Source organism: Desulfonatronovibrio magnus, assembly GCF_000934755.1.
Lineage (GTDB): Bacteria > Desulfobacterota > Desulfovibrionia > Desulfovibrionales > Desulfonatronovibrionaceae > Desulfonatronovibrio > Desulfonatronovibrio magnus.
Window position 1 is genome coordinate 1 of record NZ_JYNP01000096.1, and the last position, 11,627, is coordinate 11,627.

An 11,627-nucleotide genomic window follows, 5' to 3' on the forward strand; every position below is an offset into this window, starting at 1 on the left:
TCTGACTTCAGACTTCTGACTTCTGACTTCTTTCATTCCGTGTCTTTCCGTGTATTCCGTGGGCAATTCTTCTCTTTTCTTTCTTCAATTCCAGCATTCCAGGATCCCAGCATTTCTTCTATACAATACTTTCTCTTCCCTCATATCCCCAGCTCATTCAAGCTGAAAATTGCCAATAACATGGAAACAACCATTGCTCCAATCACCAGTCCCATGACCAGTATTACCATAGGTTCAAAAAGGGCTGTAAAAGATTTTATAGCTGCTTTCAGATCTTTGTCATACATATCACCCACTTTTTCCAGCATCTCAGGCATATTGCCTGATTCCTCACCAACACCCAGCATGTTCACAGCAAGTGAAGGAAAAACCCGGTGACGCTCCAGAGAAGATGAAAGCATCCTGCCCTGCTTAAGATCATCATAAACCTGATCCAGCATCAATTTCAATGAATTGTTAACCACCACCCCTTTGACAATATTCATTGCCGCGAGAATGGATACTCCGCTGTTAAGCAGTGTTCCAAGAGTTTTGGAAAATCTCGCAATTTCAACCTTCAGCAGGATAGGCCCTATCAATGGCAGACCCAGCTTGAAGCGATCCCACCAGTCTCTGCCTCCAGGGGTTGCCACAAAGTATTTAAACATAGCGACAAGACTCAACACAGCAATGAAAAGTGCCCACCACCAGGCTTGCAGAAAGTTTCCTGCCACCAGCATAATCTGAGTGGCCATGGGCAGATCTATACCCATGTCTGTAAAGATTTCTGCAAAACGTGGCACAACAATAATAAGCATGATCAGTATGGAGCCTATGGCTGTAAACCCAAGTATGGCAGGGTAAATCATGGAAGATATGAGATAGTCTTTTAATTCCTGAATCTCAGTAAGAAACTCTGACACCCTCTGCAGCACAACTTCCAGAACACCTCCGGATTCACCGGCCCTGACCATGTTTACAAACACTCCAGGAAATACCGCAGGATACTTTTCCAAAGCCTGATGCAGGGTACTGCCTTCTCTGATCTGATTGTGGACATCCTGAATAACCTTGGCAAAAGCTTTATTTTCGGTAAGGTCCGCCAGAATAGTCAGGCATTTATTAAGGGTGATTCCAGCCTTGAGCATGGTGGCCAGATGCTCTGAGAACATGATGAGGTCTTTGTTTTTAACTTTTCTTCCAAGGCTGAGCTTGAGTGCTGCCAGACTGGAAAAGGCCTTTTTCATGTCTGATCCAGATGAAGGGGCGCGGAGTCTAAGAGTCTTTCGTGGCTTCTCTATTGCTCCTGGAAGATGAACAGACAGGGGAATAAGCCCCATGGCGTGAACTTTAGATACAGCTCGCTTTTCGTCTTCAGCAAATATCTTGCCGTGACTGATTTTACCTTCAGCAGTTGATGCTTTATATTCAAATTCCATTTGTTACTTGAGAAGTAGATGTTATCAGTTGATTGTTAATTGTTATTGGTTAATTGTTAGGAAACTGTCCCCTGTTGGCTTTTCAGAAACGCATAATGCTCCCATGTCCAAAGTCCGAACTCTTCAGCCTTCATTCTTCATTCTTCAACCTTCAACCTTCAGCCTTCAGCCTTCAGCCTTCAGCCTTCAACCTTCAACCTTCAGCCTTCAGCCTTCAGCCTTTAAAAAAGTCCAGTTATGGGTACAACTGAACGATCCTTGTTTAAGTTGGGTTGTGGGCACAGCCAACGTTTCAGTCATTTTTCATCCTTACCTGGTTTTATTTGACCACTCTGCGCCTGCTGCTCGTAAAGCGCAAGCTTTTGAGCCAGTATCCTGATCCGCCTCTCCTGTCTCGAACGATCAATATCCATAAACAACAGCTTAATTAGCACCAGACACCAGCTAACAGCAATAAGGATTACCGGAGGATAGCCAACACCCAGGAGCTTTCCGAAAAAATTGACTATCTTGGGAAAAAAACCCACAAAAATCAGACCCGCGGCAACTCCAAACCACCATACTACATAATTTGAAGATAAGGAATCCCTGCGAATAAGATAAATGATCAATCCTGCAGTAAGTATGCCTAAGATAGCTGTAAAATAATTATAAACTGGAAGCATGTTAAGCTTGCTCCGTTATTAGTTCAGATCTCTATGATTAAAATATATATTTTGGGTTGTGGGCTAAGCCATCTTTACAGTCTATTGTCTACCTCTTCCTGCACTTCTGCCTGAACTTGCTTGCCGACAGGGAAGACGTAACCAGCATATATTTACAAACCTTTAACCAGTTATTAAAAACTCTGGAATGACCCTTCAGCCTCACAGACATTTCCACGGGCACTTCTGTAATTTTCAGTCCATGTTTCTTCATCATAAGCAATGCGCCCATATCCTGATAATCAAATAAGTACGCCCTTTTGTCCAGCATCAGCCTCATGGACCACCTGTTGTAAACCCTGAGCCCGGAAGTCAGGTCGTCAAATTCAGCGCGGCTAATATTTCTAAACCAGGTCCAGGCTATTTTCCTGAGCCTGCTTACCCTTTCAGGACAAGAGCCGATTATAACATCATAATCATCAATTATATTTTCTGCAAGCAGATACGGGATGCTTTGAGGAAGGTGCTGCCCGTCAGCATCGATGGTAAGAGCGTACTTATAGCCCCTTCGAATAGCGTATCTCAACCCTGTCTGAATGGCTCCCCATGCACCCAGCCTGACAGGCAGATTTAAAACTACAGCCCCAGCTGATTTTGCCTCTGCTTCAGTCAAGTCAGCACTCTGATCATTTACAACTGCCACATCCAGGCCATAGGACCTGACCCCCTGGACAACCTTGCCCACAGAATCTTCTTCATTGTAAGCAGGTATTATGGCGAGGCTGTTGTTGATTATGTGTTTTGCAATTTCCAACTTGTCATCCGAGTGTTTTTGAACTATAAATAGCAATAGCAAAACCATATCTGGCTCATGCTCCTGCAGGTTCGGGCAAGCCCTGATAAGCCCATAAGTGCAGATAATCAAATATCAGCATTAAGAACAGGCTGCAAGCTTCAACAAAATCAAATAATCTATGTTTCAAATGCCATTTACCAATGATCAGCTTTCTTTTCTCAAAGATCAGATCCCTTTGTGGATTACTGAACAACACTTTGGTAAGCCCATTGCTGTTTATGAAATGGAAATGCGTGAAAGGATTGTCAGACTTGAAGAAGAACTCAAACACCAGCGTCATATGATCCAGCATATCATTGATCAGATGGACAAACGCTTTGAACAGGTAGACAAACGTTTCGCTCAATTGACAAGACGCATGGACAGATTCATGATCTGGTCCTTTGACACAAGCCTGACCATGGCTGCCTTGATTATCGGAATTCTTAAGTACACATGAAACTGTTGGGTGTTCTGGGTTCTTTTTCTTCCGTGCCCTTCCGTGTATTCCGTGGGCCTGTCTTCTCTTTTCTTTTCTTTCTTCAATCCCAGTATGCCAGCATTTCCTTTCTGCCCTCTGACCTCTGACTCCTGCCCCCTGACTTCTGACTTCTCTGACTTCTCTGACCTCTGACTTCTTTCATTCCGTGCCCTTCCGTGTATTCCGTGGGCCTGTCTTCTCTTTTCTTTCTTCAATAAACCTTCCCAACCTCCCAGACAACCCTTTCAATAGAAAACTTTTCCTGCAGCCTTGCCCTGCCTCTACTTCCCATTTCTTCAGCCCTGGCCCTGTTTTGAAGCATATAGTTCATAGCCCTGGCCAGCCCCACAGAATCAGCGGGCTCCACCACAAGCCCGGTTTCATTATGGACATTCACTTCATTCATTCCTGAACCCTCAACCCTGGTAGTAATTAAAGGCTTGCCCAAAGACATGGCCTCTAACAGCACCACTCCAAAAGCCTCAGTTCTTTCAATGGAAGGCAGGCAAAAGGCCCGGCACTTCTTAAAGCATTGCTGCAGCTCAAAATGAGACAGCCTGCCAGGCAGACTCACCCTGCTGCCCAGCCCTGAGCTTTGCACAAGCCTTTGCATATCAGCCCTTAACGGGCCATCTCCAGCAATGACCAGCCTGCCCGGATAACCATCTTTACATGCTCTTATCAGATACTTAAAACCCTTGTAATAAGTAAACCTGCCCACACTAAAAATATACTCATCCCCCTCACAGCCTGATCCTGAATCAGCATGATTCATTTCTGAGCCAAACTTATTACGCTTGATCCCAAGGGGAATAACCCGGCATTTCTTTTTAAAACGTTTAAGAGGAAAGCTTGTTTCAAGGTAGGGAGTTGAAGTGGGAATAATTACATCAGCTTTGGCCAGGAGCCTGGTTTCAGGCAAGGAATAAAAAGGATATAACGTCCTGAGTTTCCATTCATTTTCAGACGAAACCACATCTGAATGCCAGTGAATCACCAGCTTGAAGCTTTTTTTGATGAACAAGAGCCAGAAAGCCGAGACATTTGGCATATGTACATGCACAACATCCGGCTTAAACTCAGTCAGCACTTTGCGTAAGGATTGGTAAAAACCCGGGGCAACCGGCGCGTATGCCGCCACCCCCATAATGGCCACCCTGACAATTTGTGCCCCTGACCCTGACTGACAGGTTTCTGTGGGACAGCCCCGCTTATGCTGGTGGCACAACACCAGCACTTCATTTCCAACCCTCACCTGCTCCCTGACCAGATCATCAAGAAAGTTTTCCATACCTCCATGAAAGGGCGGAAAATATTTGCCTATGTGCAGGATTTTCATTTGTATTCATTTACAGTTCAGACGCTTAAGAGCAAAGGATATCAGAGGCCCCGGCATTTAATTCTTCCATTCCGTGTCTTTCCGTGCATTCCGTGGGCATATCTTCTCTTGTTTTTCTTCAATCCCAGCATTTCTTCTCTGCCCTCTGTTCTCTGACCTCTGACTTCTGTCTTCTGACCTCTTCCATTCCGTGTCTTTCCGTGCATTGCGTGGGCATATCTTCTCTTGTTTTTCTTCAATCCCAGCATTTCTTCTCTGCCCTCTGTTCTCTGACCTCTGACTTCTGTCTTCTGACCTCTTCCCTTCCGTGTCTTTCCGTGCATTGCGTGGGCCTATCTTTTTTCTTCAATCCAACCCATAATTCCTCTCACCCATGGCAAAATACAATTCAGACAAAGCAAGCTGATAATCAAGTAAAGCCTGGTTTCTATTAACCTCAGCCCTTGTCAGTTGGACTTGAGCGTTAAGCAAATCCTGTATAGTTCCAACCCTTTGCCTGAACCTGTGTTCCTGCATGGAATAATTTTCCTTGGCAGCTGCTATGGATTTTCTGGTTGAAGCAAATCTGTTACTGGCTTCTTCGAGCCTCAGATATGCTGTTTTAGTTTCAGTGATGATTGAAGCCTCTGTGTCGGCCAAAGTCTGTTGTAAGCGCTTGATCTCGTAATCCATGCTCTGTCCACGATAATATTGCTGCCCACCACTGAAAAAATTCCATTGAACATTAATGCCGGTATTCCAGTAATGGTTAGTCTGATCACGGTCATAACGCTGACCAAACATATCCCTGCCACTCTCCAGGTATTCACTGGTTCGCTCAGAGTAGCTCATCTCCAAATTAACTGTAGGCAGCTTTCTACCCCTTGCAATTTGTTTCTCTCTTGAAGCAGATAGGATATTCTTTTTGATAAACTGCAGATCAGTTCTCTTCATTAGAGCGTCTGAAATAACCAGATCCAAGTCCGTAAATGGAGCAGGAACGATGTCAGCAATATCTCCCTGGTATTTTACAAAAAGGTCATGTTCAAGTCCCAGCAAAGAGTTAAGCCGGGTTTGATGTACCTTTACCTCGTTTCTTACTCTACTTAGATTTTGAAGTGTTTCTTCAAGTTCCACTTCAGCGTGCAGTACATCAACGTAAGGCACTAACCTGGATTCATAAAAGGCCTTTGCTGCTTGTATGCCTACTTCCAACCTCTCAATGCTGGACTCCAGACTGTTTACATCCTCACCTGCCTTTAAATAGTGAAGAAAATAATACTGTATCTCTCTAATTAACTGTCTTGCAGTGCTTTCTTTTTCCAATTCACTAATTTCTTTATCAATCTTGGCCTTCTGATAAGTATTAAATATGGTCATACCCGCAAACAGGGTCTGAGCCAGACGAACATTCCAGTAATGCTGATTCTGTTCCAGAAACTCAGAGTCTGTGGGTCCGGAAGCATAAGTGCTCCTGACCCAGTTATATCCGGCTCCAGCAGATAGTCTTGGCAAAAACTGACCCCTTGCAGACTTCCTCTCAGCCTCCCTGCTCATTACCCCGAATTCTCTGGCCTTTATCCGGGGACTTCTCTCAAGGCCGAGTTTTACAGCTTCTTCCAGGTTCAACACAATGCTATAATCATCAGAACCATCTTCACCTGCCATCCCCCATCCAGGCCATAGCAAAATGATTATTCCCACGGCCATCAAGATAAACTTATAACTATTTATATTCATTTCCTGCTCTCGCTTACAATATGGTGTATTACCTTTTACTTCTCTCTTTTGCTCTAAAATAGACCAATTCCCGGCATTTCTTCTCTGCCCTCTGCCCTCTGTCCCCTGTCCCCTGTCTCCTGCCCTCTTTCTTTCCGTGCCTTTCCGCGCATTCCGCCTGCCCAGTTGAATCTCTTCCATTCAACCGGGGTGGGCCATTCTTCTCTTCCTCTTTTCATTTCTTTCTTCAATCCCAGCATTTCTTTTCTGACCCTGACCCCTGACCCCTGTCTCCTGTCCCCTGTCCCCTGACCCCTGTCCCCTGATTGTGCATCCCAGCATTTTCACCCCGTTGAATGCCGCGCAAGCGACCCTGCGAAGCAGGATTCAGCAGGGGACATTCCATCTACTCCCTGAAAGCCCTGTTAATACTGTCAGTAATGGGTGTCATCAAATAGCCAAGTACAGTCTTTTCCCGGGTCTGGATAAACACCTGAGCCGGCATGCCCGGTGTAAGCCTGCTTTCATCACCAATGGCATTAATCAAAGATTCATGATCAAATTCTACATAAACCTGATAATATGGCGGCATGCCTTGCTGTCTTGGCTCAACCTTATCTGCTGATACGTAAGTTACCCGTCCGGTAACCTTGGGTGTATAGCGCATTGGAAAAGCAGTCAGGGAAACGCTTGCTGTCTGCCCAAGATGAACATCATCAATCTTGCTTGGCTCTACTCTGGCAGAAACAATCAGTCCGCTGTCCACAGGCACGATCTCCATCAGGGGCGCACCGCCCTGGATAACTCCTCCTTCAGTGCGCACATTCAGATTGACGACAATCCCTGATTCAGGAGCTTTTACCTCCAGACGTCTGGACGCATCTTCCACCGGGCGAAGCTGCTCTCGCAAATCTACAATAGCCTGCCTTACATTTCCTAGCTGCGAGGTTGCTTCTTCAGAATATCTTTTCTCAAGCTCCCTGATTTCAAGATGCAGTTCAGCTACCATCTCCTTTGCCTGCCTGGTTTGCGTTTTAAGCTCTTCAATTCGGGACTGGTTGGAGTTAAGCGTCCGTTGCAATTGCATTATATGCGAAATATCAATAAAACCGCCTTCAAGAAGAGGCTCTTTTGCGGCTATTTCCTCTTTTAACGATTCTATGGTATCCAGAATTGCCGACATTTGAGACTGATACCCCTCCTGCATGGACTGCTGCCTGGATATTCTGGATCTCAAAAGTGCGATCCTGCTGTTTTTGGCCTCCAGCCTTGACCTGAATATCATTTCCTCACTGCGCATGCTCTCAAGTACATCAGACATGTGTTGCCGTGCCAGAAGCTGCTCAGGCCAGCTTATTTCATCCCGACCCTCAACTTCTGCGACTATCCTGGCCTGCTGTGCCAGCAGAGAGTCCATCCTGGCCCTGTGCATGTCCCTTGTAGCAAGAACTCGCTCTCCATCAAGACGTAAGAGTACCTGCCCCATTTCCACAAAATCACCATCGCGCACCAGGATCTCCTTGACAATGCCCCCGTCAAGGTGCTGCACCTGTTTGCGATATGATTCTACAATTATGTCTCCAGGAGCTATCACTGCTCCCTTGAGCTTGGAGGTTGCAGCCCATCCACCAAGACCTCCGAAAAAAAGACCAATAAAAACAAAACCCATAATAATGACATTTCTCGAAGATGTTGGCAGGTCAACCTGTTCAGGTTTATTCTGTCCACTTTCTATAGCTTTGGTATTGCTTTGCATACACCTGACCTCTTGATTTTCCCTTTTAACTTTCTATGCCCGGCACTGCAGAACCATTAATCATTTCAGCAACGCCTCTGTTCAAATTGAGCACTTTATCAGCAACTTTGGACAATGCCTGATTATGCGAAATAATTATCACCAGCTTACCTCTTTTCTTCAACTTCATCAAAATATTTTTCAAAGCCTCTCGTCCAGGTTGATCAAGGTGGGAATCAGGTTCATCAAAAACCAGCAGCAACGGATCCCCATACAAGGCCCTGGCCATGATAACCCTTTGCTTCTGTCCACCGGAAAGAGCTACGCCCCCAGCTCCCACAGGCGTATCATACCCTTTTGGCAAACCAAGGATCATTTCATGAGCACCAGCTTCCCTGGCAGCTGTAACAACGCTGGGTGAATCCACATCTCCCAGCCTGGCAATATTTTCGGCAACTGTTCCTGAAAAAAGCTCTACTTCCTGGGGGACATAACCGACCATCTCGCCCAGTTGTTCCTGATCCATCTCAAATACATCCATGCCCCCCCACTCCACACTTCCGGAATCAGGCTTCCACAATCCAAGTAAAACTCTGGCCAGGGTTGACTTGCCTGCCCCGCTTGGACCGATAACTGCCAGTATCTCACCAGGGTTAAGGACAAAGGAAACATTGTTGAGGACCTGCTGTTCAGCAATGGTATGACTGACCTGCCTGGCCTCCAGAATATCCGGATCCTCCTTGATGGTAACATGGCCAATTTCATCTTTTTCAGGCATCATTTCATTCAGGCGTTTATAGGCAATCCTCGATTCCACAAGACTCTGCCATGCCGTACCCAGCATCATGATAGGAGCCAGACCTCTGCCCATAAACATAGCCGCTGCCACCATGGTACCAAGCGTTATCTCATGAAGTATGACCAGGTATCCTCCAGTAGACATAACAATAATAACTGTACTCATCATGATGCATTTGCTCATGCTTTGAAAAAAACCTGTTCTGGCTGCCAGTTTATCTTCATAATAGACATCTTTGTTATTGAAAAGTCTCCACCTGGCAGTCAGGGCCGGCAGCATGCCCATGGCATTGACTGTCTGGGCATTGCGCATGGCGGAACTCAAAAACTGATCCGTCTGGATTGATGACTGTGAGTGATCAGCCTTCATCCTGGACGTCATAACTTCCTGTATGACCACCAGCATAAAAAGGAGGAAAGCTCCTGCACAGGCCACATATCCCAGCCAGTGATGAAAAAGGAAAATCAAAGCCAGGAATACAGGCACCCAGGGAGCGTCAAAAAATGCAAATATCCCTGTCCCTCCCATAAAATTGCGAATGCTGTTAAGATCTTTCAGCCCTTGAGTATGTTTGGTTGAACCCGCTTCTACGGAATGATCAATCATCCGTCCAAATACTTTTCCAGCTACAACCTGGTCAAATTTGACCCCGGTCCTGACCAGAAGTTTGGAACGAATAACCTCAAGTATACCCATGACCACATAAGCCCCGATTACCCCGGCTGTTAGAAAAAAAAGTGTTTCTGTACTGCGGCTGGTCATAACCTTGTCAAACAGATTACGCAGATAAAGAATGTAGGACAGGTTCAGTACATTGATGAACAGGCTGAAGAAAAAACCCACCGCAAGGTATGGAAGAAACTTTACTAGATATTTTTTCATAATATTTGTCTAACCTTTCTTGCCCTTGGCTGGCAAAAGCTTTTGCAGCACCTGCTTGCTGGGTCCGTACATGGCAACTTGTCCATTCTTCAGCATAAGCAGCTTGTCAGTAGCCACAAGCAGTTGTGGTCGATGAGTCACCAGAATCAGAGTGATACCCTCCTTATGTACTTGAGCTATCATTTCCTGCAGAGCCTTAAGCCCTGCCTGATCCAAGCTGGCATCAGGCTCATCCAGGATCAATATCCTTGGCTGGCCGAAAAGGGCCCGGGCCAGGCCTATTCTCTGTCTGAGTCCACCTGGAAGGTTAGCCCCTCTTTCCTCCAGCATGGTATCATATCCCTCGGGCAGCATTTCAATTATTTCATCCAGTCCAACCCTGGCTGCAGCCTTTTTAACCTCTTCAATATCTATTTCCTGAAAACGGGAAATATTCATGGCAATAGTACCTGCAAAAAGCTCCACTTCCTGGGGAAGATAGCCAACATGCATACCCAGTCTGTCCTGATCCCATTGATGCATGTCAGCACCATCTAAGCGCAGTATACCGTTTTGAGGACGTACAGAACCGGTCAGCATGCGGGCCAGAGTAGTTTTTCCAGCTCCACTTGGCCCTATGATGCCCATGGCCAGCCCAGGCTCCAACTCGAATGATACCCCTTTTATTATTGGCTTTCCGCCATGGCCGTATACCAGCGATTCCGCGGCCAGATGCCCTTTAGGCTCTGGCAGGTCCAGAGTTTCCTCCTTGTCCTTTTCTTTAAGCTCGGCAAAAAACTCCTTTAGCCTGACAAAAGCATCCTTGGCGTCCTGGTACTGCTGCCAGCCGTTGACCACCATCTGCATGGGCATTATCACTCTGCCTGCAATAATGACCGCAATAATTACAAAACCGCTGTCCATGGTGCCTGCAAGGATCATGGAAAAACCAACCCCCATGAGCAGAACCTGCATAATCCAGCCCATGGATTTGGTAATGGCCGAGTGGATCCCGGCCTTTTCACTGGCCTCGGTCTGATCCCGAACCATAAGGTCCTGCATGTGTCTCCATTTTTTGGCCAGCTTGGGCTGCATGCCCATGGCCTTGATAGCCTGAGCATTATACACGCATTCCTGGGCAAAGGCATTGACCTGTCCAAAACGCATGTTGGAATTTTTAAGCAGTTCCTGGGTCTGCTTTTTACTGACAAGTTTGGTAGCCAGAATAATCATTATACACAGTGTTGCCAGTACTCCCATGATAGGGCTCAGAAAAAAAACAATCAGCAGCTGCAGTGGGGATATCAGAGCGTCAAGAAAAGCTGCTGATGTGGGTGAGTTCAAAAAAGCCCGCACCTTGGACAAATCACCCATGGCTGTAGAGTGGTCACTTTTCTGCTGCAGGGCCCTGTCCCTGAACATACCGAGAAGTATTTTTTCTCCAAGTTCCTTGTTCAAGTATACTGAAAACCTGCGCAAAAGAGCAAAGCGCAAGGTATCAAAAATTGTCATGAAAACCATGCCTGCCAGAGCAGCTGAAGCTATGACCGGAATGCTGGCCGTACTTTCACTGGGCACAACAAATCTAAAAAGCATGATCATGTTAAATGGCAGGGACAAAAAGAGCATCACTACAAAAATGCTCAACCCGATAGCCACTATTATCACTTTCTTAAGTTCTTTTTCCATTAATTATTCCTGATTTACATCTCTGCATTTCTTTTCTGCCCTCTGACCTTTTTCTCTTCCCTTCCGTGCCCTTCCGTGTATTCCGTGGGCTATTCTTCTCTTCTCTCTTCCAACCCTATCCCCTGACT

Annotated in this window: 11 protein-coding genes; 1 reads left to right on the forward strand and 10 read right to left on the reverse strand. The window is 46.0% G+C overall.

All coding sequences use genetic code 11. The features are described from left to right. Positions 1–140 precede the first annotated feature (140 nt). The 3 genes from LZ23_RS10015 to LZ23_RS10025 form a co-directional block, all read right to left on the reverse strand. Positions 141–1,418, reverse strand: coding sequence for a type II secretion system F family protein (locus LZ23_RS10015; RefSeq protein ID WP_045213806.1), 1,278 nt, complete (start codon positions 1,416–1,418; stop codon positions 141–143). A 296-nt stretch (positions 1,419–1,714) separates the two neighbouring features. Continuing rightward, positions 1,715–2,083, reverse strand: coding sequence for a DUF2304 domain-containing protein (locus LZ23_RS10020; RefSeq protein ID WP_045213808.1), 369 nt, complete (start codon positions 2,081–2,083; stop codon positions 1,715–1,717). A gap of 88 nt (positions 2,084–2,171) precedes the next feature. After that, positions 2,172–2,924: a glycosyltransferase family 2 protein gene (locus LZ23_RS10025; protein ID WP_084590998.1), complete on the reverse strand. Its 753-nt coding sequence runs from the start codon at positions 2,922–2,924 to the stop codon at positions 2,172–2,174. 112 nt (positions 2,925–3,036) lie between these two features. Here LZ23_RS10025 and LZ23_RS23450 point away from each other — a divergent pair, with 112 nt between their 5' ends. After that, on the forward strand, positions 3,037–3,357 hold the full coding sequence (locus tag LZ23_RS23450) for a hypothetical protein (protein WP_084590999.1): 321 nt from the start codon (positions 3,037–3,039) through the stop codon (positions 3,355–3,357). A gap of 232 nt (positions 3,358–3,589) precedes the next feature. Here the strand turns inward: LZ23_RS23450 and LZ23_RS10040 are convergent, their stop codons facing one another. From LZ23_RS10040 to LZ23_RS10070, 7 genes are all read right to left on the reverse strand, one after another. After that, positions 3,590–4,717, reverse strand: coding sequence for a glycosyltransferase (locus LZ23_RS10040; protein ID WP_045213813.1), 1,128 nt, complete (start codon positions 4,715–4,717; stop codon positions 3,590–3,592). Positions 4,718–4,758: 41 nt separating this feature from the next. Beyond that, on the reverse strand, positions 4,759–5,040 hold the full coding sequence (locus tag LZ23_RS10045) for a hypothetical protein (RefSeq protein WP_045213815.1): 282 nt from the start codon (positions 5,038–5,040) through the stop codon (positions 4,759–4,761). A 22-nt stretch (positions 5,041–5,062) separates the two neighbouring features. Next, entirely contained in the window at positions 5,063–6,436 is a 1,374-nt protein-coding gene (locus LZ23_RS10050; RefSeq protein ID WP_198145957.1) for a TolC family protein, read from the reverse strand. Positions 6,437–6,489: 53 nt separating this feature from the next. Continuing rightward, positions 6,490–6,654 (reverse strand): hypothetical protein, encoded by a 165-nt coding sequence (locus tag LZ23_RS24610; protein WP_198145958.1) that lies wholly within the window; start codon positions 6,652–6,654, stop codon positions 6,490–6,492. Positions 6,655–6,821: 167 nt separating this feature from the next. Continuing rightward, positions 6,822–8,171, reverse strand: a complete 1,350-nt coding sequence (locus LZ23_RS10060) for an HlyD family type I secretion periplasmic adaptor subunit (protein ID WP_045213820.1) — start codon at positions 8,169–8,171, stop codon at positions 6,822–6,824. A 25-nt stretch (positions 8,172–8,196) separates the two neighbouring features. After that, positions 8,197–9,831 (reverse strand): type I secretion system permease/ATPase, encoded by a 1,635-nt coding sequence (locus LZ23_RS10065; protein WP_045213822.1) that lies wholly within the window; start codon positions 9,829–9,831, stop codon positions 8,197–8,199. Between the two features lie 9 nt (positions 9,832–9,840). Next, on the reverse strand, positions 9,841–11,499 hold the full coding sequence (locus LZ23_RS10070; RefSeq protein ID WP_052507287.1) for a type I secretion system permease/ATPase: 1,659 nt from the start codon (positions 11,497–11,499) through the stop codon (positions 9,841–9,843). Positions 11,500–11,627: the final 128 nt, after the last annotated feature.